A 19,517-nucleotide genomic window follows, 5' to 3' on the forward strand; every position below is an offset into this window, starting at 1 on the left:
GAGGCGCAGAAAAGCGCCCGTTTGTCGCCTTGCCGACTCGGCTGGAGGCGTCACAAATACCGAGGTTAGACATGTCCACCACTCCTGCGCCGGCCAATCCAAAGGTTGGCTTCGTATCCCTGGGTTGCCCCAAAGCACTGGTCGACTCCGAGCGCATCCTTACCCAGCTGCGCATGGAAGGCTATGACGTCGTGTCCACTTACGAGGACGCCGATGTCGTGGTGGTCAACACCTGCGGCTTCATCGACTCGGCCAAGGCTGAATCGCTGGAAGTGATCGGCGAAGCCATCAAGGAAAACGGCAAGGTTATCGTGACCGGCTGCATGGGCGTCGAAGAAGGCAACATTCGCAAGGTGCACCCAAGCGTGCTGGCCGTGACCGGTCCGCAGCAGTACGAGCAAGTGGTCAACGCCGTGCACGACGCCGTGCCGCCGCGTCAGGATCACAACCCGCTGATCGACCTGGTGCCGCCGCAAGGCATCAAGCTGACCCCGCGCCACTACGCCTACCTGAAGATTTCCGAAGGCTGCAACCACAGCTGCAGCTTCTGCATCATCCCGTCGATGCGCGGCAAACTGGTCAGCCGTCCGGTCGGTGACGTGCTCGACGAGGCTCAGCGCCTGGTCAAGGCCGGCGTCAAAGAGCTGCTGGTAATTTCCCAAGACACCAGCGCTTACGGCGTTGATGTGAAATACCGCACCGGTTTCTGGAACGGCGCGCCGGTGAAAACCCGCATGACCGAACTCTGCGAAGCCCTGAGCTCCCTCGGCGTCTGGGTTCGCCTGCACTACGTTTACCCGTACCCGCACGTCGACGAGCTGATCCCGTTGATGGCCGCCGGCAAGATCCTGCCGTACCTGGACATCCCGTTCCAGCACGCCAGCCCGAAAGTCCTGAAAGCCATGAAACGCCCGGCCTTCGAAGACAAGACCCTGGCGCGCATCAAGAACTGGCGCGAGATCTGCCCGGACCTGATCATCCGTTCGACCTTCATCGTCGGCTTCCCTGGCGAAACCGAAGAAGATTTCCAGTACCTGCTGGACTGGCTGACCGAAGCCCAGCTCGACCGCGTCGGCTGCTTCCAGTACTCGCCCGTCGAAGGCGCCCCGGCCAACCTGCTGGACGCGGCCATCGTGCCGGACGACGTCAAGCAAGACCGCTGGGACCGCTTCATGGCGCACCAGCAAGCGATCAGCTCGGCGCGCCTGCAACTGCGCATCGGCCGTGAAATCGAAGTGTTGGTGGACGAAGTCGACGAGCAAGGCGCGGTTGGGCGTTGCTTCTTCGACGCCCCGGAAATCGACGGCAACGTGTTCATCGACAACGGCAGCAACTTGAAGCCGGGCGACAAAGTCTGGTGCAAAGTGACCGACGCCGACGAATACGACCTGTGGGCTGAACAGATCTAAACGCAAAAAATACGAAAAGCCCTGCTCTCTTGACGAGATGCGGGGCTTTTTTACGTCTATCGTTTTGTGGGAGAAAGGACTCGCACACCCCACTGCACACAGGACATCCGGCCATGCGCCATCATTCGGTCATCCACACCCCGAAACACAGTGACTACGAAGAACTCACCCGGGTCTGGGAGGCCTCGGTGCGCGCCACCCATGACTTTCTGCCAGACAGTTACATCCTGTTGTTGAAAGATCTGGTGCTGACCCGCTACCTCGATGCCGTGATGCTGATTTGCACCCGGGACCCGCGCCAACGCATCACCGGGTTCGCCGGGGTCGCCGCCGGCAAGATCGAAATGCTCTTCATCGATCCCGCCCACCGCGGCCAGGGCCTGGGCAAACAGTTGCTACGCTATGCCATGGAACACCTGAATGCCGACGAACTGGACGTCAACGAACAGAACCCGCAAGCGCTGGGATTTTACTTCAAACAAGGCTTCGAAGTGATCGGCCGTTCCGAGTTTGACGGCATGGGCCAGCCTTATCCGCTGTTGCATATGCGCATGAAGCAGGCAGATCAGCGCGCTCAACGCGGCTAAAAGTCTCACCTTGCAAAATGGACCCGCGATTAACCGGCGCCACGCAGGTACAATGCCCACCCCTTTTTTGTTACGGCCCTGTCATGACTGACCCGATTCGTCTCTCCAAACGCCTCATCGAACTCGTCGGCTGTTCCCGTCGGGAGGCGGAGCTGTTCATCGAGGGCGGCTGGGTGACCGTGGACGGTGAAGTCATCGACGAGCCGCAATTCAAGGTCGGCACGCAAAAAGTCGAACTCGACCCCGAGGCCAAGGCCACTGCACCAGAACCGGTGACTATCCTGTTGAACGTGCCCGTGGGCATGGACGCGGACACCGCCATGGCCACCCTGAGCGCCGAGACGCTGAGCGAAGAACACCGCTTCAGCAAACGTCCGCTCAAGGGCCATTTCCTGCGCCTGACCGCCAGCACCGACCTGCAGGCCAACGCCAGCGGTTTGCTGGTGTTCACCCAGGACTGGAAGATTCTGCGCAAACTCACTGCCGATGCCAGCAAGATCGAGCAAGAGTATGTGGTCGAGGTTGAAGGCGATATGGTGGCTCACGGCCTTAACCGCCTGAACCACGGCCTGACGTACAAGGGCAAGGAACTGCCGCCGGTCAAGGCCAGCTGGCAGAACGAAAACCGCCTGCGCTTTGCGATGAAGAACCCGCAACCGGGCGTGATCGCCCTGTTTTGCCAGGCCGTCGGCCTGAAGGTCGTCGCCATCCGCCGCATCCGCATCGGCGGTGTGTCCATCGGCAAAGTGCCGCTGGGCCAATGGCGCTACCTGTCCGGCAAAGAGAAGTTCTAAGGCTTCTCCCGCCGCCACACATTCCGGCGCCGCTGTTTGCTGCGGCGCCCACTGCTGAATATCAGGATTGCACACCATGATTCATAACGACGTATTGCGCAGCGTTCGCTACATGCTGGACATCAGCGACAAGAAGGTCATCGAGATCATCAAGCTCGGCGGCATGGACGTGTCCATGGAAGACCTGCTGACTTACCTCGACAAGAAAGAAGAAGACGAAGAAGGCTTCGTCCGCTGCCCGGATGAAGTCATGGCGCACTTCCTCGATGGCCTGGTGATCTTCAAGCGCGGCAAGGACGAAAGCCGTCCACCGCAGCCGATCGAAGTCCCGGTGACCAACAACATCATCCTGAAAAAGCTGCGCGTGGCCTTCGAACTGAAAGAAGACGACATGCACGCGATCCTCAAGGCTGCCGAGTTTCCGGTGTCCAAGCCTGAGCTAAGCGCGCTGTTCCGCAAGTTCGGCCACACCAACTACCGCACCTGTGGCGACCAGTTGCTGCGCAACTTCCTCAAAGGCCTGACCCTGCGCGTTCGGCCGCAGTAAGCGCCTCGTCCCCTGTAGGAGCACAGCTTGCTGTGCGATAGCGATCTTCAAAACGCCATCGCCAGCAAGCTGTGTTCCTACAGAAGCGGACTCAGACTGGGCCGAATGGCCCCTCATTCCTCGCAAAAATAGTGGCTCCGCTGACGGCGACTGACGACTAGGGTGTACTGACCCTCAACGCTCAGGATTCGCCATGCACCCGTACTTTTCCCTGCAAGGCCGCACTGCACTGGTGACCGGTGGCACCCGTGGTATCGGCAAAATGATCGCCAAGGCTTATGTCGAAGCCGGCGCAACCGTGTACGTCTGCGCCCGGGATGCTGAAGCTTGCCGGCAAACGGCTGACGAGTTGAACGCATTCGGGCGCTGCCATGGCGTAGCGGCCAACCTGGCCACCGAAGAAGGTGTGCTTCAACTGGCTACGCGCCTGGGCGAGCAGATCACTCATCTGGATATTCTGGTGAACAACGCCGGCACAACGTGGGGCGCTCCGCTGGAGAGCTACCCGGTCAAGGGTTGGGAAAAGGTCATGCAGCTCAACGTGACGTCGGTGTTCAACTGCATTCAGCAGTTTTTGCCGCTGCTGCGCAAAGCCGGCTCCGAAGCCAATCCGGCGCGGATCATCAACATCGGCTCGGTGGCCGGGATTTCGTCCTTTGGTGAGCAGGCGTATGCCTACGGGCCAAGTAAAGCCGCCCTACATCAATTGTCGCGGATTCTGGCGCGGGAACTGGTGAGCCAGCACATCAACGTCAACGTGATCGCGCCGGGGCGTTTCCCGAGCAAGATGACCCAGCACATTGGCAATGATGAACAGGCGTTGGCCGAGGATACGGCGCTGATTCCGATGAAGCGTTGGGGCCGAGAGGAAGAGATGGCGGCGCTGGCGATCAGTCTGGCGAGTACGGCGGGGGCGTATATGACCGGGAATATTATTCCTTTGGATGGTGGGTTCAGTCTCTGAGATTGGCGGTGCGGCCATCGCGGGCAAGCCACGCGCCCACCGTTGGAATGCATTTCCCTGTGGGAGCGAGGCTTGCCCGCGATGACGGACTGACTGGCACCACCGATCCTGTGGCCGCTCGGGTTATCATGCCCGTCCTGACCCCGCCTCGACCCCAGATCATGACCTACAGCGTTTCCCCCATCGGCTTCGTGCGCTCCTGCTTCAAGGAGAAGTTCGCCATCCCGCGCCAACCGCAACTGGCCCCGGCCGCTCGCGGTGTACTGGAGTTGGTCGCGCCGTTCGATCAGGGCGATGCGGTGCAAGGCCTGGAACAGGTCAGTCACGTCTGGTTGCTGTTCCTGTTCCACCAGGCCCTGGAAGAAAAACCGCGCTTGAAAGTCCGCCCGCCTCGTCTAGGCGGCAACAAATCCATGGGCGTATTCGCCACCCGCGCTACGCATCGGCCCAACGGCATCGGTCAATCCGTGGTCAAGCTGGACAAGGTCGAAGCCAATCGCCTGTGGATATCCGGGATCGACTTGCTGGACGGCACGCCGATTCTCGACATCAAACCTTACGTGCCTTACGCCGACATCATCGACAGCGCCTCCAACAACATCGCCAGCGCCGCGCCGCAGCTGATTCCCGTGCAGTGGACGGATGCCGCGCTGCAACAGGCTCATGGCCATGCTCAGCGCCTTGAAGAGCCCTTGGTGGCGTTGATCGAGCAATGCCTGGCACAAGACCCACGTCCGGCGTACCAGATTCCTACACCGGAGCGGGAATACGGCGCACAGTTCTGGGACCTGGACGTGCGTTGGCATTATCCCGAGGCCGGGGTTATCCGCGTCCTGGAAGTCATCCCCGCGAAAATCTAAACACCAGAAACAACTGTGGGAGCGAGCTTGCTCGCGATGGCGGTGTGTCAGTCAATATTGATGTCGACTGACACTCCCCTATCGCGAGCAAGCTCGCTCCCACAGGTAAAACAACGCTATTGCTTACTTCTCGACGAACGCTCGCTCGATCAGGTAATCACCCGGCTCGCGCATCCGCGGCGACACTTTCAGGCCGAAGCTGTTCAGCACTTCGCTGGTCTCGTCGAGCATGCTCGGGCTGCCGCACAGCATGGCGCGGTCGTCCTGCGGGTTGATCGGTGGCAGGCCGATGTCGCTGAACAGCTTACCGCTGCGCATCAGGTCGGTCAGGCGACCTTCGTTCTCGAACGGCTCGCGGGTCACGGTCGGGTAGTAGATCAACTTGTCACGCAGGGCCTCGCCGAAAAATTCGTTCTGCGGCAGGTGCTCGGTGATGAATTCGCGGTAAGCGACTTCGTTGACGTAACGTACGCCGTGGCACAGGATCACTTTTTCGAAACGCTCGTAGGTTTCCGGGTCCTGGATGACGCTCATGAACGGCGCCAGACCGGTACCGGTGCTGAGCAGGTACAAATGTTTGCCAGGCTTCAAGTCATCCAGCACCAGGGTGCCGGTAGGCTTCTTGCTGATGATGATCTCGTCGCCTTCCTTCAGATGCTGCAACTGGGAAGTCAGCGGGCCATCAGGCACTTTGATGCTGAAGAACTCGAGATGCTCTTCCCAGTTCGGGCTGGCAATCGAGTAAGCGCGCATAAGCGGGCGGCCGTTGGGCTGTTGCAGGCCGATCATCACGAACTGACCGTTCTCGAAGCGCAGACCCGGATCACGGGTGCACTTGAAGCTGAACAGAGTGTCGTTCCAGTGATGAACACTGAGGACACGCTCGTGGTTCATGTTGCTCATGTACGTGGGACTCCTGGAGATTTTGCCTGCGCCGATGATGTGCGCAATTGCATCGCATTCTAAAGGCAGAGACAATATCTGTTAAATGGATTATTAAGATAAGGGTTATCGGTTATATCGATATGCGATTTACTCTCCGTCAACTTCAAGTATTCGTCGCCGTCGCCCAGCAGGAAAGCGTATCCCGTGCTGCGGGCTTGCTCAACCTCTCGCAATCGGCGGCGAGCACCTCGATCACCGAACTGGAGCGCCAGTCCAGCTGCCAGCTGTTCGACCGCGCCGGCAAACGGCTGAGCCTCAATGCCCTCGGCAAACAGCTGCTGCCCCAAGCCGTGGCCCTGCTCGATCAGTCCAAGGAAATCGAAGACCTGCTCAACGGCAAGTCCGGTTTCGGCTCGCTGGCGGTCGGTGCGACCCTGACCATCGGCAACTACCTGGCCACCCTGCTGATCGGCAGCTTCATGCAGCGTCATCCGGAAAGCCAGGTGAAGCTGCACGTGCAGAACACTGCCAATATCGTGCAACAAGTCGCCCACTATGAAATTGATCTGGGTCTAATTGAAGGCGACTGCAGCCATCCGGACATCGAAGTGCAAAGCTGGGTCGAGGATGAGCTGGTGGTGTTCTGCGCACCGCAGCATCCATTGGCCAAACGCGGTATCGCGACCATGGAGGAGCTGAGTCACGAGGCATGGATATTGCGTGAGCAAGGCTCTGGCACACGACTGACCTTCGACCAGGCCATGCGTCACCATCGCAGCTCGCTGAATATCCGGCTCGAACTGGAACACACCGAAGCGATCAAGCGCGCAGTGGAATCGGGATTGGGGATTGGGTGTATCTCACGGCTGGCACTGCGCGATGCGTTCCGTCGTGGCAGCCTGGTTCCCGTGGAAACACCGGACCTGGACCTGGCGCGACAGTTCTACTTCATCTGGCACAAACAGAAATATCAGACATCGGCGATGCGCGAGTTCCTCGACCTGTGCCGCGCTTTCACCGCAGGGGTTCAGCGCAGCGACGAGATCGTTCTGCCGAATATCGCTTAAAGCAGAATCACCGCCCAGACCAGCGCGATCATGCTCAGCGCCACGAATTGAGCTGCGCTGCCCATGTCCTTGGCGTTCTTGGACAGCGGGTGCAATTCCAGGGAAATGCGATCGATGGCCGCTTCCACCGCTGAGTTCAGCAACTCGACGATCAGCGCCAACAGGCAGACGGCAATCAGCAGCGCCTGCTCGACACGGCTGACGTTCAAAAAGAACGACAGCGGAATCAGGATGACGTTGAGCAACACCAGTTGGCGAAAGGCCGCTTCGCCGGTGAAGGCTGCGCGCAGGCCATCCAGCGAATAGCCGGAGGCATTGAGGATACGCTTGAGGCCGGTTTGGCCTTTGAAAGGTGACATAGAGTGGGCAACTGACCAGATAGGAATGGGAACGCTAGATCAAGCAAAGTCAAAATAGCGTGAACATGGAGCTGTTTAGTGGCTTGGAATTGACTCAAGTTGTTGCAAGAGTAGTGCAGCCTGGGTCCGGGTCCGCACATTCAGCTTGCGGAAGATCGCCGTGACATGGGCTTTGATCGTTGCTTCCGAGACACTCAGCTCGTAAGCAATCTGTTTGTTCAGCAAACCTTCACAGACCATGGTCAACACCCGGAACTGTTGGGGTGTCAGGCTGGCAAGGCCTTCGCTGGCGGCCTTGGCTTCCTCGGAAACGTTGACCGCTTCAAACGCTTGCGGCGGCCAGAATACGTCGCCGTCCAGTACGGCACGCACGGCTTTCTGGATCACGCTCAGGTCGCTGGATTTTGGAATGAACCCACTGGCGCCGAACTCACGGGACTTGACCATGATCGACGCTTCTTCCTGCGCGGACACCATCACCACCGGAATTTGCGGGTACTGACCGCGCAACAGCACGAGCCCGGAAAAACCGTAGGCACCGGGCATGTTCAAATCCAGCAGCACCAGATCCCAATCGGACTTTTCATCCAGGCGGGCTTCCAGCTCGGCAATGCTCGCCACTTCCACCAGACGAACATCCGGGCCCAGGCCCAGAGTCACGGCCTGATGCAGCGCGCTTCGAAACAGCGGGTGATCATCGGCAATCAGGATTTCGTATGTGGCCATTTTTCAAATGATCCTGTTTTTCAAACGACTCAAGGCACAGCCACGGAGCTGCACCAACGGGGCACGTTCAACGCCAATAACAGCTGAAAACGGCGTATCAAACCTGGCCGCGCCCCAATCGGCGCCAAGCATGCCCAGCCAAGACTGGGTGGTCAAGGTGCATGGGCAGTACAGTTCTTTGCAGTATGGGCGACAATCAGCAGATGGCTGGGGCCGAGTTTTGCACGAAGGGCATCAGCTCGGCATGAGCGGGCGTGGCGACGTTCATGTCCAGTTGCCGTTTCGCGTCCAGGTAATGCTGGCTGAACACGTCGAAATAGGCGTCCAGCGCCGAGGCCGCTGCGGTATCCCCGGCCAGATCAAGGCACAGTGCAGCCACTTCGGCGGTGCACAAATGCTCACTGCGGGTCGACCTGCGCAATCGGTATCGAGACAGCTTCTCGGGCAACAGGCTGAGGATCGGCAAGCAATCAAAGTAAGGGCTTTTGCGGAAAATCTTCCGGGCTTCTGTCCAGGTGGCGTCCAGCAGAATAAACAGAGGACGCTTCGAACTGTCCATGTCCACCGTGTTGGTGACACGCTCGGGCTCAACGTATTCCCCCGGAAACACCAGATAGGGCTGCCACTGCGGGTCGGCCAGCAACGCCAGCAATTGTTCATCAACCTCGGTGCGAGACCAGATAAACGCATGGTTGTCGCGTACCACATCGGCAATCAGCCAACCGGTGTTGCTCGGTTTGAACACTTCCTTGTTGGTCATGATCAGGCACACACCGGAGCGCGCCTCGACCTGCGGGCGCCAGGCGCACAGACAATGACTCTCGATGACCCGGCAGGAACGGCAACGCGGCGCCCTCCAGCCTCGGGCCTGAATCGGCTTGATCCCCTCTTCTTCTCGGGAATCGCGCAAGCGGGCCACGGCGTTGGCAGCAAAGGGCGGAATGGCAAGGTTCATCGCAGGCAGCGCCGGCAGAAGGAGGAAATCGACACGAAAAGCACTCGGCTGGGCATAAAGTGCCGCCAGTTTATCAGAGCAGCCAGCGCAAGCCTGTACCGTCCGGAGCGCGTCCCCTATAATTCGCCGCCACTGAACGCACAGTCATGTGACGGGTCGAAGCACCAGTCACTGAACCAGGAGAGTTTCATGCTGCGCCTTATCGTTCCCACCGCTGCCATTCTGCTGGCGTCGTCCTTCAGCGCTCAGGCTGCGTCCTTGAAAGACACGGAACTGAACAAAATGCTGCAAAACGTAGCCGCCCAAAGCAGCGTCGGCACGCCACGGGCGATCAACGAAGATATTCTCGATCAGGGTTATACCGTTGAAGGCACCGAGCTGATCAACCACCTCAGCGTCCAGAGCAGCCACGCTGACAAGATGCGCGCCGACCCCAAGGCTGTTTACTTCCAGCTGGGCTCTACCGTGTGCAACAACCCGGGCTTTCGCAAGCTGATGGCCAAGGGCGCGACCATGCGCTACGAGTTCACCGAGGTCAAAACCAACCGTCCGGTGGCCAGCGAGCGCTTCAAGGAGTCGGATTGCCTGCAACCGGCGGCCAAGAAGAAAAAGTAATCACCCGGATTTGGCGCGCCGTTGTTCATCCTCGGCGCGCAATTCTGCCAGCAACGCCTGCAAGTAATGTGACCGTCGCTCAGTTCCCTCCAGACGTCGGCAGCACTCCTCCTCGAGACTCACGTGATGGGTCTCGGCTGATGACTTGAGCAATCGATACAGTCGCGTATCGATCTCCAGAATCACTCTGGCCATAACATCCCGCCTCCCTGCTCCTCGCCCTGCTTGAGCGAAAATTCCTTCAACTTCTAGAACCGCGCGCCCTGCCTTTGACGCAAAGTTGTCGTGTCGCATCTGTAGCTTAGTAAATCAGAGCGCCCGACACTCGGCGTGCGTTCAGACGAGCGGTGAAATCACCTTGCAAATCGTCAATAAGCGGTTGCCAGGAAACACTTTGCGGCGCAATGATCAAGCCAGCGTAAATCTCTGCGAGGGTCTAGATTCATAGTGATCCCATTCACTTTTCCGGGCTGGAAAGGGGCCGCCCGCGACGCGTCTTGTTGTGCCAAGTGTGCGAATGTTTCCTGCTTCAAGGGAAAACACAGCCTGTATGGAAGGAGAAATTGATGCCTTACCAACCGAATGACCTGCTAAGCCGTCATTTTGAAGAAAGCGGCCACGACCTCACCAACAAGGTCGAAGAACAACTCAACCTGGTGTCACCCAACAGCCCCAACATCCCCATCTACCGCGACATGATCCTGACAGTGCTGCGCATGGCCCAGGAAGATCACAACCGCTGGAATGCCAAGATAACCCTTCAAACCCTGCGCGAACTGGAGCACGCCTTCCGTGTACTCGAGCAGTTCCGCAGCCGACGTAAAGTCACCGTGTTTGGCTCGGCCCGAACACCGATCGAACACCCACTGTATGGTCTGGCCCGAGAACTGGGCGCCGCGCTGGCGCGCTCGGACCTGATGGTCATCACTGGCGCTGGCGGCGGCATCATGGCGGCGGCGCACGAAGGGGCCGGCAGGGAGCACAGCCTGGGCTTTAACATCACCCTGCCGTTCGAACAACATGCCAACCCCACGGTGCAAGGCACCGCCAACCTGCTGCCCTTCCACTTCTTTTTCACCCGCAAGCTGTTCTTCGTCAAGGAAGCGGATGCACTGGTCCTGTGCCCAGGCGGTTTCGGCACCCTGGATGAGGCGCTGGAAGTACTGACACTGATTCAGACCGGCAAAAGCCCATTGGTGCCGGTGGTATTACTGGACGCACCGGGCGGCAAGTTCTGGCAAGGCGCGCTGGACTTCATTCACCATCAACTGGAGGAAAACCGCTACATCCTGCCGACCGACATGAAGCTTGTGAGCCTTGTCTACAGCGCTGAAGAAGCGGTGGAACAGATCAACCAGTTCTACAGCAACTTCCACTCCAGCCGCTGGCTCAAGCATCAGTTTGTGATTCGCATGAACCACACCCTCAGTGAGCAAACGCTTGACCACATGCAGGAAGCATTTGCCGACCTGTGCCTGAGCGATCGCTTCCATCAGCACGCCTACAGCGGCGAAGAGCACGATGAAGCGCAGTTCAGCCACTTGGCGCGACTGGCCTTCAACTTTAACGCGCGTGATCATGGTCGCCTGCGTGAACTGGTGGACTACATCAACCTGCCGCAAAACTGGGCGCAATCTACCCCCCAAACGCAGCAGCGCACGCGCGAGCCCTCCAAGGTTATGTGAGGCAAAAAAAATGGCCCGCTATCGAAATAGCGGGCCATTTTTTATCAATCATCCATTCCCCGGCCACTGAACAAGCGGCTGATCATCTCCATGGAGTATCCCCGATAACTCAGGAAGCGCCCTTGCTTGGCACGCTCCCGAGCATCTATCGGCAGATGCCCGGAAAATTTACGCCGCCAGGTATCCTCCAACTGCTCCTGCCAGTTGATACCGCTCTCGCGCAACGCGAGTTCGATATCGGCCCGTTGCAGACCGCGCTGGCCAAGCTCCTCGCGAATACGCAAAGGGCCATAACCGGAGCGGGCGCGGTAAGAAACAAAGCTTTCGAGGTAACGGGATTCGGACAGCAGGCCCTCTTCCGTCAAGCGGTCGAGTGCTGTGTCGATCATTTCAGGGAGGGCGCCTCGCTGACGCAGTTTACGCGTCAGCTCGACTCGACCGTGCTCGCGTCGAGCGAGCAGGTCCATTGCGGTTCGCCGCACCGCGACGAGTGTATCGAGTACGGCGGTCATCGGATCAATCAGATATCAGCGTCAGCCAGGTCATCAGCCGTCTCTTTGACTGGCGATGCTTTGACGTCCGGCGCCGGGGTCAGCAACTTGTCACGCAGTTGCTTCTCGAGCTTGGCGGCGATTTCCGGATTGTCTGCCAGGAACTTGGCCGAGTTGGCCTTGCCCTGACCGATCTTGGTGCCTTCATAGGCATACCAGGCGCCGGACTTCTCAACGAAACCGTGCAGAACACCCAGGTCGATCATCTCGCCATTGAGGTAGATGCCTTTGCCGTAAAGAATCTGGAACTCGGCCTGACGGAACGGCGAAGCCACTTTGTTCTTCACGACCTTGACGCGGGTTTCGCTACCGACGACTTCATCACCTTCTTTCACCGCGCCAGTACGACGGATGTCCAGACGAACCGACGCGTAGAACTTCAGCGCGTTACCACCGGTGGTGGTTTCCGGGCTGCCGAACATCACGCCGATTTTCATACGGATCTGGTTGATGAAGATCACCAGGCAGTTGGCGTTCTTGATGTTACCGGTGATTTTACGCAGCGCCTGGGACATCAGTCGGGCTTGCAAGCCGACGTGCATGTCGCCCATTTCGCCTTCGATTTCTGCCTTTGGCACCAGAGCGGCCACGGAGTCGACGATGATCACGTCAACGGCGTTGGAACGCACCAGCATGTCGGTGATTTCCAGGGCCTGCTCGCCGGTGTCCGGCTGCGAAACCAGCAGGTCGTCAACGTTGACGCCCAGTTTGCCGGCGTACTCAGGATCAAGGGCGTGTTCGGCATCGACGAATGCGCAGGTCGCGCCGGCTTTTTGAGCCTGGGCGATCACGGACAGTGTCAGTGTGGTTTTACCGGAGGATTCAGGACCGTAGATTTCAACGATACGGCCTTTTGGCAGGCCGCCAATGCCGAGCGCGATGTCCAGACCCAGAGAGCCAGTGGAGATAGCCGGGATCGCCTGACGGTCCTGATCGCCCATACGCATTACGGCACCCTTGCCGAATTGACGTTCGATCTGACCCAGGGCCGCAGCCAAGGCTTTCTTCTTGTTGTCGTCCATTAAAGTCCTCACGTAATCAATAAGGCCTGACGGCCAACACCTGTATAAGTAGCCAGTATTATTCCACAGCGATTCAGGATCGCCTACCCCTGATTTGAGATTTCTGTGGCGGCATGGCGCAGCAGCCCCTCTAGCGCGGCCTTCACCGTTTGTCGGCGGACTTCGTCGCGGTTGCCAGGGAAGTGCTGCACCTCGCTGAACACCTGCTCACCGACGCCCCAGGCCAGCCAGACCGTGCCCACCGGCTTGCTCGCAGAGCCGCCATCCGGCCCCGCCACACCGCTGACTGCCACGGCAAAATGCGCCCGGCTCTTTTCCTGGGCACCGCGAACCATTGCCTCGACCACCTCGCGACTGACCGCCCCCACCGTCGAAAACAACTCGACCGGCACGTTCAATTGCTGGGTTTTCTGTCGATTGGAGTAAGTGACATAGCCAGCCTCGAACCACGCCGAACTTCCCGGAATACGGGTGATCGCCTCGCTGATCCCCCCGCCCGTGCAAGATTCGGCGGCCGTGACATGGGCATTGAGCACCTGCAAGCGCCTGCCCAGTTCAGCGGCCAGTTGGGTGATTTCTTTCACGGTCATCTCCTGAGCGAACGGAAGCGGAATGAGAACTACCGTACACGAGCGTATCGCGCTTGCAAGGCGCAGGATCAATCAAAATGTGAGGGCGCAAGGGCTCTGATATAGGCCTGACAAGCTTGCAAGGCAATCAGTCCACGGTCCCCGGTGTCGGTGATGGCGACCATCGTTGAGCATGCGCCGGGTCAAGTCCCGCCAATAACCCGCCAAGAGATCAGACCGAAGACTGGCATAGCACCGCCCTCGCCCGCGCCCAGAGTTGCAGACGATCCTCCAGGCCGTTCAGCCCACCATTGATGCGACGAGTAATGCTGTTGAACTGGTCGTGATCGGCGAGTTCGTTAAGGCCGTTCTGCGCCCAGTACCAGGCCGCGGACTCAGCGGCCCATTGAGGTTTTTCCAACAGTTGCGGAATAAACAGCAAGCGATCATCACCGAACAATCCAAGACTGCATTGGCGATAGTTATCGCGGCCAGTGATCTGGATCAAGCCTCGGCCGCAGTACTTTTGACCATCACCATCCTGTGCAGGAGTGTTACCCAAGCGAGTAGCCAAGGCACCGGTGTCGTATTGGCTCAGATATTGTTCACTGCCGAGTTCACGTACGTATTGCAACTGCCCGGACTCATGGCCGACTTGAGCGAGAAAGACGGCGATACGTTTCGGGGTATTGATGTTGAAACGAGCCATGGCGGCATTGAGCGCAGAAATGAAAACGCCCGCTTGGACGCGGGCGTTGGGCATGATTTTTAGCAGTTGCCCATCGGTTAGCGGCATAAAAGGTCCTCGGTCAATAAACCGTTTATGGTGGGTTTGAATGAACGGCACTGGCCGTGGGAGACCTGCGTCCTTGCAGGCCGGATGCTGGTCGGCACCACTGCTCGCCAATCCATTGGTCTTGAGTTTCAACGATCCTGATGGGTGTCACGCGGGGGCACATCGCACACGTCCATGCGCTTCGCAGCCCAACGCTCATAAAGCCCGATGGACACGTCGGCCCCAGCCATTGCTGTCAGGCAGCCAAAGGCGCAGGCCGCCCAGATCGACACACCGGCGGCGTACAGCAGCATGATGGCCGAGACCCCACAGACCATGCAGGCCCCGGACCGCAAGGCCAGGCGTCGCAGCAGTGACCAGCCGCGAGCGCCGTCCTTGTCGGCGCGCCACATTTCGCCGGACACCCCGCCCACCAGGGCAAGGACGATGACGAGCCATATCGGCATGTCCAGCAACGCTAGTTGCTCGTTTGTCATGTCACGCCTCCGGGAGTGATTGATGAGTGGTTCTTTAAAACAGTGTTTTCTTGAGGTGCCTGATGGAAGGTAGGCATTCCAAAAAGCCCGGTGATTGCCGGGCTTTTCAGTAATGCGGTCCTGCATTGACCTTTCGGCGCTACTGGCGCGGTACGAGTCCATTCATATTGTTTCGCCGACCGCGGTCCCTGCCCGCCGGATAACTGCTTCTGGTGCTTTACGCTGCACACCCGGGTCAGTTGCCAACCCTCTGAACCGTTGAGGCCGGTTCATCGCTGCCTTTGTGGTGGAACTAAAGAACTTCGTTTCGAGCTGCTTTGTTGAGCGGCTTGAGACAAAGAATATGCATGGATGCATATACAGTCAATGCGCTAATGCATTTTTTTACGTATTTAAAATGCACCACCGCATTGAAGCCCCACGGACAAAGGCTCAGCCGGTTTCGACAGGCGAAAAAAAACCCGCTCGATGGCGGGTTTTATCTGAAGGTGACGAGGTTAACGGGCGTACATGCCCCACCAGAAGACGTGACCGAGGATGACAATCTGCTCTTCCTGGATTTCCTGGAAGGTGTAGTCCTCGTCCGGGTGCTCATCACGATTGAAGCTGCGCAGGCGAATGCCGGTCGGCAGGCGATACAGCTGTTTTACCCGCAACTGGCCGTTATGGTTGATCGCATAAAGGTCGCCATCAACGATGTCGCCAATCCCGCACTTGCCGGCGTTCACGCCAACGGTGGCGCCATCGCGCAGCACCGGCAACATGCTGTTGCCGCGCACCGTCACGCATTTTGCCTGGTCGAACTGCACCCCGTTGTGACGCAAGCTGCGTTTGCCGAAGCGCAGGCTAGAGCGCTCGCTCTCTTCGATGACGAATCTTCCTGATCCAGCAGCCAATTCAACCTCGCGAAGAAAGGGAACCGACACCTCGTCGTCATCGACGGGCGTATCGTCGTCCCACAGACTTATGTCCTTGAGTTCGGAATGCACTTCATTGCGCGCGGCATGGGCGGCGGGCGCGACATCGGCGCGGCCACGCAACTGATCGGTGCTCACGGCGAAGTACTCGGCGATCTTCGAGATGTGTTTATCCGAAGGGTCGACGATCTTCCCGCTGAGAATCCGCGAGAGTGTGGATTGAGGCACGCCGGTGCGACGGTGAAGCTCCGTGGGGGAGATCCCGTGCTGATCCAGCAGTGCTCTTAAGACAGTAGAAACGTTGCGTTTTTGCATAACGCGCATAGTGCTTGTTCTTTTCGCCGAAGACAAATGCTGTTTTGCATAATTCGTGCATATTCAGTGTAAATGTGCCGTGGGGCTTTCATGCCTGCGTCGGGCGGACCGCCCATGGTAATCTTGCGCCCATCGCGGAAAAGCCGGGCCAATGCCCCTCCTTTTGCCCTACACCTTTCAACGAGTTTTCCTGAATTTCCGATGAATAAAGCCATCTCCGATCTGTCTTCCCACACGCCAATGATGCAGCAGTACTGGCGCCTGAAGAACCAGCACCCTGACCAGTTGATGTTCTACCGCATGGGCGACTTCTACGAGATCTTCTACGAAGACGCGAAGAAGGCCGCCAAGTTGCTGGACATCACCCTGACTGCTCGTGGGCAGTCAGCGGGGCAAGCGATTCCAATGTGTGGGATTCCTTACCACGCCGCGGAAGGTTACCTGGCGAAACTGGTCAAGCTCGGCGAATCGGTGGTGATTTGCGAGCAGGTCGGTGATCCGGCGACCAGCAAAGGGCCGGTGGATCGTCAGGTGGTGCGGATCATCACGCCGGGTACGGTCAGTGATGAAGCGCTGCTGGATGAGCGTCGGGACAACCTGATCGCGGCGGTGCTGGGTGACGAGCGCCTGTTCGGCCTGGCCGTGCTGGACATCACCAGCGGCAATTTCACGGTGCTGGAAATCAAGGGTTGGGAAAACCTGCTGGCGGAGCTGGAGCGGGTCAATCCGGTCGAGCTGATGATCCCGGACGATTGGCCAAAAGACCTGCCGGCGGAAAAACGTCGTGGGGTTCGTCGCCGTGCGCCGTGGGATTTCGAGCGCGACTCGGCGCTGAAAAGTCTGTGCCAGCAATTCTCTACTCAGGACCTTAAAGGTTTTGGTTGCGAGAACCTGACCCTGGCCATCGGCGCTGCCGGTTGCCTGCTCAGCTACGCCAAGGAAACCCAGCGCACCGCTCTGCCGCATTTACGCAGCCTGCGCCATGAACGCCTGGATGACACCGTGGTGCTGGACGGCGCGAGCCGTCGCAACCTGGAACTGGACACCAACCTGGCCGGTGGTCGCGACAACACCCTGCAATCGGTGGTCGATCGCTGCCAGACCGCCATGGGCAGCCGCTTGCTGACCCGTTGGTTGAACCGTCCGTTGCGGGACCTGACCGTGTTGCTGGCGCGTCAGACGTCGATCACGTGCCTGCTCGACGGCTACCGCTTCGAGAAACTGCAACCACAGCTCAAGGAAATCGGCGACATCGAGCGGATTCTGGCACGGATCGGCCTGCGTAATGCCCGCCCTCGCGACCTCGCTCGTCTGCGCGATGCACTGGGCGCGCTGCCCCAGTTGCAAGTGGCGATGACCGAGCTGGAAGCGCCGCACATCATTCAACTGGCCAAGACCACCAGCACCTATCCAGAACTGGCGGCGCTGCTGGAAAAAGCCATTATCGACAACCCGCCAGCGGTGATCCGTGACGGTGGCGTGTTGAAGACCGGTTACGACAGCGAACTCGACGATCTGCAATCGCTCAGCGAAAACGCCGGGCAGTTCCTGATCGATCTGGAAGCACGCGAGAAAGCCCGCACCGGTCTGTCGCACCTGAAAGTCGGTTACAACCGCATTCACGGCTACTTCATTGAGTTGCCCAGCAAACAGGCCGAGTCCGCGCCGGCCGACTACATCCGCCGCCAGACGTTGAAAGGTGCCGAGCGTTTCATTACCCCGGAACTCAAGGCGTTCGAGGACAAGGCCCTGTCGGCCAAGAGTCGTGCCCTGGCCCGCGAGAAAATGCTTTACGAAGCGCTGCTCGAAGACCTGATCGCCCAGTTGCCGCCACTGCAGGACACCGCCGCTGCGCTGGCCGAGCTGGACGTGCTGAGCAACCTCGCCGAACGTGCGCTGAACCTCGACCTGAACTGCCCGCGTTTCGTCGACGAGCCCTGCATGCGCATCACCCAGGGTCGTCACCCAGTGGTCGAGCAAGTGCTGAGCACGCCGTTCGTGGCCAACGACCTGAGCCTCGACGACAACACGCGTATGCTGGTAATCACCGGTCCGAACATGGGCGGTAAATCCACCTACATGCGTCAGACCGCGTTGATCGTGTTGCTCGCGCACATCGGCAGCTTCGTGCCGGCGGCCAGTTGCGAACTGTCCTTGGTGGACCGGATTTTCACCCGGATCGGTTCCAGCGATGACCTCGCGGGCGGCCGCTCGACCTTCATGGTTGAAATGAGCGAAACCGCGAACATTTTGCACAACGCCACCGAACGTAGCCTGGTGCTGATGGACGAAGTCGGTCGCGGCACCAGCACCTTCGACGGCTTGTCCCTGGCTTGGGCGGCTGCCGAGCGGCTGGCCCATCTGCGCGCTTACACCCTGTTTGCCACCCACTATTTTGAGTTGACGGTGCTACCGGAGGCGCAACCGCTGGTGGCCAACGTTCACCTCAATGCCACCGAGCACAACGAACGCATCGTGTTCCTCCACCACGTGTTGCCCGGGCCTGCCAGCCAGAGTTACGGCCTGGCCGTGGCGCAACTGGCCGGCGTGCCGAGCGAAGTGATTGTGCGTGCTCGCGAGCACTTGGGTCGCCTGGAAGCCACCGCCCTGCCCCATGAAATTCCTGCACCTGCCAAGGGCAAACCGGCCGCGCCGCAGCAAAGCGATATGTTCGCCAGCCTGCCGCACCCGGTGCTGGATGAATTGACCAAGCTCAATCTGGATGACATGACGCCGCGCCGTGCGCTCGAAATGCTCTATACACTAAAGAACCGGATCTAACGCACTTGCCTGCAAGCTGTTAGAATCTCGCGCGGTTTGGGATGCTGCTGGCTAATAGCCTGGCCAGCAGACTATCGCTCCCGAACCTGGCGACCCCAACGTGAAGGGGCTCCGCTGCCGCCGCCTGAGGAGAAAATTAGAAATGACCTTCGTCGTCACCGACAACTGCATCAAGTGCAAGTACACCGACTGCGTAGAAGTGTGTCCGGTGGACTGCTTTTACGAAGGCCCGAACTTCCTGGTGATTCACCCGGATGAGTGCATCGACTGCGCACTGTGCGAACCAGAATGCCCTGCCGTGGCCATCTTCTCCGAAGATGAAGTGCCAGTAGAAATGCAGGAATTCATTCAGTTGAACGTTGAGCTGGCCGAAATCTGGCCGAACATCACCGAGAAGAAAGAATCGATGCCCGACGCTGAAGAGTGGGATGGCGTCAAAGGCAAGATCAAAGATCTCGAACGCTGATTCCCGCGCGTTCCCGAAAAGGCCCCTAGCGGGCCTTTTTGCTTTTCTACAGGCAAAAAAAGGGGCGGTTTGACCCGCCCACATTTTTCCCTATTCCCTGTATTCCTTTTCATCGTCCTGATGAACCGCTTCCTGCGATGTCCGTTCCCCTCTTCCAAGGGCGTGTCTGTC

22 protein-coding genes and 1 pseudogene are annotated in these 19,517 nt (G+C 58.9%); 11 read left to right on the forward strand and 12 right to left on the reverse strand.

From position 1 onward, the window contains the following. Positions 1-71 precede the first annotated feature (71 nt). The 6 genes from rimO to tsaA all read left to right on the forward strand — a co-directional run bounded on the left by rimO (position 72) and on the right by tsaA (position 5,161). Positions 72-1,409: a 30S ribosomal protein S12 methylthiotransferase RimO gene (gene rimO, locus AB4N43_RS10860; RefSeq protein WP_027925016.1), complete on the forward strand. Its 1,338-nt coding sequence runs from the start codon at positions 72-74 to the stop codon at positions 1,407-1,409. A 113-nt stretch (positions 1,410-1,522) separates the two neighbouring features. Further along, a complete protein-coding gene (locus AB4N43_RS10865; RefSeq protein WP_027925015.1) occupies positions 1,523-1,996 on the forward strand; it encodes a GNAT family N-acetyltransferase in 474 nt (157 codons plus the stop codon). A gap of 83 nt (positions 1,997-2,079) precedes the next feature. Further along, positions 2,080-2,790, forward strand: a complete 711-nt coding sequence (locus tag AB4N43_RS10870) for an rRNA pseudouridine synthase (protein ID WP_027925014.1) — start codon at positions 2,080-2,082, stop codon at positions 2,788-2,790. Between the two features lie 76 nt (positions 2,791-2,866). After that, entirely contained in the window at positions 2,867-3,337 is a 471-nt protein-coding gene (locus AB4N43_RS10875; RefSeq protein WP_008010137.1) for a YehS family protein, read from the forward strand. Positions 3,338-3,530: 193 nt separating this feature from the next. Then, positions 3,531-4,301, forward strand: a complete 771-nt coding sequence (locus AB4N43_RS10880; protein ID WP_027925013.1) for an SDR family oxidoreductase — start codon at positions 3,531-3,533, stop codon at positions 4,299-4,301. Between the two features lie 161 nt (positions 4,302-4,462). Then, entirely contained in the window at positions 4,463-5,161 is a 699-nt protein-coding gene (tsaA, locus tag AB4N43_RS10885) for a tRNA (N6-threonylcarbamoyladenosine(37)-N6)-methyltransferase TrmO (protein ID WP_194939921.1), read from the forward strand. 123 nt (positions 5,162-5,284) lie between these two features. Here tsaA and fpr read toward each other — a convergent pair whose 3' ends face one another. Further along, positions 5,285-6,064 (reverse strand): ferredoxin-NADP reductase, encoded by a 780-nt coding sequence (gene fpr, locus AB4N43_RS10890; RefSeq protein ID WP_003443014.1) that lies wholly within the window; start codon positions 6,062-6,064, stop codon positions 5,285-5,287. Between the two features lie 122 nt (positions 6,065-6,186). Between fpr and AB4N43_RS10895 the strand changes: the two genes are divergently transcribed. Beyond that, on the forward strand, positions 6,187-7,113 hold the full coding sequence (locus AB4N43_RS10895) for a LysR family transcriptional regulator (protein ID WP_027925011.1): 927 nt from the start codon (positions 6,187-6,189) through the stop codon (positions 7,111-7,113). Here AB4N43_RS10895 and AB4N43_RS10900 read toward each other — a convergent pair. The 3 genes from AB4N43_RS10900 to AB4N43_RS10910 all read right to left on the reverse strand — a co-directional run bounded on the left by AB4N43_RS10900 (position 7,110) and on the right by AB4N43_RS10910 (position 9,153). Beyond that, positions 7,110-7,472: a diacylglycerol kinase gene (locus AB4N43_RS10900; RefSeq protein WP_008010143.1), complete on the reverse strand. Its 363-nt coding sequence runs from the start codon at positions 7,470-7,472 to the stop codon at positions 7,110-7,112. The two genes, AB4N43_RS10895 and AB4N43_RS10900, sit on opposite strands and share 4 nt — an antisense overlap. Before the next feature lie 75 nt (positions 7,473-7,547). Continuing rightward, entirely contained in the window at positions 7,548-8,198 is a 651-nt protein-coding gene (erdR, locus tag AB4N43_RS10905; protein WP_027925010.1) for a response regulator transcription factor ErdR, read from the reverse strand. A gap of 196 nt (positions 8,199-8,394) precedes the next feature. Then, positions 8,395-9,153, reverse strand: coding sequence for a tRNA-uridine aminocarboxypropyltransferase (locus tag AB4N43_RS10910; RefSeq protein ID WP_460154005.1), 759 nt, complete (start codon positions 9,151-9,153; stop codon positions 8,395-8,397). A 189-nt stretch (positions 9,154-9,342) separates the two neighbouring features. On the opposite strand from AB4N43_RS10910, the gene AB4N43_RS10915 reads away from it, so the two are divergent. Further along, a complete protein-coding gene (locus AB4N43_RS10915; RefSeq protein WP_027925008.1) occupies positions 9,343-9,768 on the forward strand; it encodes a PA3611 family quorum-sensing-regulated virulence factor in 426 nt (141 codons plus the stop codon). Here AB4N43_RS10915 and AB4N43_RS10920 read toward each other — a convergent pair whose 3' ends face one another. Then, on the reverse strand, positions 9,769-9,963 hold the full coding sequence (locus tag AB4N43_RS10920; protein WP_027925007.1) for a hypothetical protein: 195 nt from the start codon (positions 9,961-9,963) through the stop codon (positions 9,769-9,771). A 371-nt stretch (positions 9,964-10,334) separates the two neighbouring features. On the opposite strand from AB4N43_RS10920, the gene AB4N43_RS10925 reads away from it, so the two are divergent. Continuing rightward, positions 10,335-11,453: an LOG family protein gene (locus AB4N43_RS10925; RefSeq protein WP_027925006.1), complete on the forward strand. Its 1,119-nt coding sequence runs from the start codon at positions 10,335-10,337 to the stop codon at positions 11,451-11,453. Positions 11,454-11,497: 44 nt separating this feature from the next. Here AB4N43_RS10925 and recX read toward each other — a convergent pair whose 3' ends face one another. The 7 genes and pseudogenes from recX to AB4N43_RS10960 all read right to left on the reverse strand — a co-directional run bounded on the left by recX (position 11,498) and on the right by AB4N43_RS10960 (position 16,099). After that, the gene (gene recX / locus AB4N43_RS10930; RefSeq protein WP_027925005.1) at positions 11,498-11,965 is read right to left on the reverse strand and encodes a recombination regulator RecX; all 468 of its coding nucleotides are present in this window, start codon (positions 11,963-11,965) and stop codon (positions 11,498-11,500) included. 8 nt (positions 11,966-11,973) lie between these two features. Beyond that, the gene (gene recA / locus AB4N43_RS10935) at positions 11,974-13,026 is read right to left on the reverse strand and encodes a recombinase RecA (protein WP_007907270.1); all 1,053 of its coding nucleotides are present in this window, start codon (positions 13,024-13,026) and stop codon (positions 11,974-11,976) included. Positions 13,027-13,109: 83 nt separating this feature from the next. Next, on the reverse strand, positions 13,110-13,610 hold the full coding sequence (locus AB4N43_RS10940; RefSeq protein WP_027925004.1) for a CinA family protein: 501 nt from the start codon (positions 13,608-13,610) through the stop codon (positions 13,110-13,112). 74 nt (positions 13,611-13,684) lie between these two features. Further along, a pseudogene (locus AB4N43_RS10945) lies at positions 13,685-13,809 on the reverse strand (lysis protein); the annotation flags it as partial. A gap of 18 nt (positions 13,810-13,827) precedes the next feature. Continuing rightward, the gene (locus AB4N43_RS10950; protein ID WP_027925003.1) at positions 13,828-14,391 is read right to left on the reverse strand and encodes a glycoside hydrolase family 19 protein; all 564 of its coding nucleotides are present in this window, start codon (positions 14,389-14,391) and stop codon (positions 13,828-13,830) included. Positions 14,392-14,519: 128 nt separating this feature from the next. After that, the gene (locus AB4N43_RS10955; protein WP_027925002.1) at positions 14,520-14,867 is read right to left on the reverse strand and encodes a phage holin family protein; all 348 of its coding nucleotides are present in this window, start codon (positions 14,865-14,867) and stop codon (positions 14,520-14,522) included. A 497-nt stretch (positions 14,868-15,364) separates the two neighbouring features. Beyond that, positions 15,365-16,099, reverse strand: a complete 735-nt coding sequence (locus AB4N43_RS10960; protein WP_027925001.1) for a LexA family transcriptional regulator — start codon at positions 16,097-16,099, stop codon at positions 15,365-15,367. Between the two features lie 213 nt (positions 16,100-16,312). Here AB4N43_RS10960 and mutS point away from each other — a divergent pair, with 213 nt between their 5' ends. Both mutS and fdxA read left to right on the forward strand, forming a co-directional pair. Next, on the forward strand, positions 16,313-18,880 hold the full coding sequence (gene mutS / locus AB4N43_RS10965; RefSeq protein ID WP_172825953.1) for a DNA mismatch repair protein MutS: 2,568 nt from the start codon (positions 16,313-16,315) through the stop codon (positions 18,878-18,880). Between the two features lie 142 nt (positions 18,881-19,022). Continuing rightward, positions 19,023-19,346, forward strand: coding sequence for a ferredoxin FdxA (fdxA, locus tag AB4N43_RS10970; protein ID WP_027924999.1), 324 nt, complete (start codon positions 19,023-19,025; stop codon positions 19,344-19,346). Positions 19,347-19,517: the final 171 nt, after the last annotated feature.

This window comes from Pseudomonas sp. S2_B07 (assembly GCF_054668435.1).

What these genes read in the sequence shown, in the direction of transcription:
- rimO (WP_027925016.1), top strand. Translation starts at nt 72, where the DNA reads ATGTCCACCACTCCTGCGCCGGCCAATCCAAAGGTTGGCTTCGTATCC.
- AB4N43_RS10865 (WP_027925015.1), top strand. Translation starts at nt 1,523, where the DNA reads ATGCGCCATCATTCGGTCATCCACACCCCGAAACACAGTGACTACGAA.
- AB4N43_RS10870 (WP_027925014.1), top strand. Translation starts at nt 2,080, where the DNA reads ATGACTGACCCGATTCGTCTCTCCAAACGCCTCATCGAACTCGTCGGC.
- AB4N43_RS10875 (WP_008010137.1), top strand. Translation starts at nt 2,867, where the DNA reads ATGATTCATAACGACGTATTGCGCAGCGTTCGCTACATGCTGGACATC.
- AB4N43_RS10880 (WP_027925013.1), top strand. Translation starts at nt 3,531, where the DNA reads ATGCACCCGTACTTTTCCCTGCAAGGCCGCACTGCACTGGTGACCGGT.
- tsaA (WP_194939921.1), top strand. Translation starts at nt 4,463, where the DNA reads ATGACCTACAGCGTTTCCCCCATCGGCTTCGTGCGCTCCTGCTTCAAG.
- fpr (WP_003443014.1), bottom strand. Translation starts at nt 6,064, where the DNA reads ATGAGCAACATGAACCACGAGCGTGTCCTCAGTGTTCATCACTGGAAC.
- AB4N43_RS10895 (WP_027925011.1), top strand. Translation starts at nt 6,187, where the DNA reads ATGCGATTTACTCTCCGTCAACTTCAAGTATTCGTCGCCGTCGCCCAG.
- AB4N43_RS10900 (WP_008010143.1), bottom strand. Translation starts at nt 7,472, where the DNA reads ATGTCACCTTTCAAAGGCCAAACCGGCCTCAAGCGTATCCTCAATGCC.
- erdR (WP_027925010.1), bottom strand. Translation starts at nt 8,198, where the DNA reads ATGGCCACATACGAAATCCTGATTGCCGATGATCACCCGCTGTTTCGA.
- AB4N43_RS10910 (WP_460154005.1), bottom strand. Translation starts at nt 9,153, where the DNA reads ATGAACCTTGCCATTCCGCCCTTTGCTGCCAACGCCGTGGCCCGCTTG.
- AB4N43_RS10915 (WP_027925008.1), top strand. Translation starts at nt 9,343, where the DNA reads ATGCTGCGCCTTATCGTTCCCACCGCTGCCATTCTGCTGGCGTCGTCC.
- AB4N43_RS10920 (WP_027925007.1), bottom strand. Translation starts at nt 9,963, where the DNA reads ATGGCCAGAGTGATTCTGGAGATCGATACGCGACTGTATCGATTGCTC.
- AB4N43_RS10925 (WP_027925006.1), top strand. Translation starts at nt 10,335, where the DNA reads ATGCCTTACCAACCGAATGACCTGCTAAGCCGTCATTTTGAAGAAAGC.
- recX (WP_027925005.1), bottom strand. Translation starts at nt 11,965, where the DNA reads ATGACCGCCGTACTCGATACACTCGTCGCGGTGCGGCGAACCGCAATG.
- recA (WP_007907270.1), bottom strand. Translation starts at nt 13,026, where the DNA reads ATGGACGACAACAAGAAGAAAGCCTTGGCTGCGGCCCTGGGTCAGATC.
- AB4N43_RS10950 (WP_027925003.1), bottom strand. Translation starts at nt 14,391, where the DNA reads ATGCCGCTAACCGATGGGCAACTGCTAAAAATCATGCCCAACGCCCGC.
- AB4N43_RS10955 (WP_027925002.1), bottom strand. Translation starts at nt 14,867, where the DNA reads ATGACAAACGAGCAACTAGCGTTGCTGGACATGCCGATATGGCTCGTC.
- AB4N43_RS10960 (WP_027925001.1), bottom strand. Translation starts at nt 16,099, where the DNA reads ATGCAAAAACGCAACGTTTCTACTGTCTTAAGAGCACTGCTGGATCAG.
- fdxA (WP_027924999.1), top strand. Translation starts at nt 19,023, where the DNA reads ATGACCTTCGTCGTCACCGACAACTGCATCAAGTGCAAGTACACCGAC.